Origin of the sequence: Vibrio sp. 10N.222.48.A3, assembly GCF_041475345.1 — a bacterium.
Lineage (GTDB): Bacteria > Pseudomonadota > Gammaproteobacteria > Enterobacterales > Vibrionaceae > Vibrio > Vibrio tasmaniensis_A.
This window is the reverse complement of sequence record NZ_JBFRVX010001808.1, coordinates 1-381: the sequence shown is the minus strand read 5'-3', so window position 1 is coordinate 381 and position 381 is coordinate 1. Positions and strand designations below refer to the sequence as shown.

General features: G+C 42.0%; 1 pseudogene. It reads right to left on the bottom strand.

From position 1 onward, the window contains the following. Positions 1-50 precede the first annotated feature (50 nt). Positions 51-381 (bottom strand): annotated as a pseudogene (locus tag AB4653_RS29005) (ATP-dependent helicase); the annotation flags it as partial.

Genomic DNA, 381 nt, shown 5'->3' with positions numbered 1-381 from the left:
GTATAAAGATCTGTATTTATAAACATAATCTTTTAGCTCACGCGAGTTGATTACTCGTCGTCAGTTTTTGGCGCAACTTTCTTCTTAGGGATAAATACTGTATCACCCACTGCCACATTCTTGTGGAAGCTCTTATCGCGCTTAACCGGTTTTTTCGGCGTTTTCTTAGCTTGAGTGTTGGTTTTCTTCTTCGCAGGACCGCCTTTAGCAAAAGCAGGTTTACGCGGCTTAATACCTTTGAATTTACCTTTTAGACCTTCAAGTACAGAGAAAGTAAGATCTTGTTGAAGGTAAAGCTCAACACGCTTAAAGCTATCCCAGTCTTTTGGACCAACCAAAGAGATTGCATCACCTTTGTTACCCGCACGACCAGTACGACCG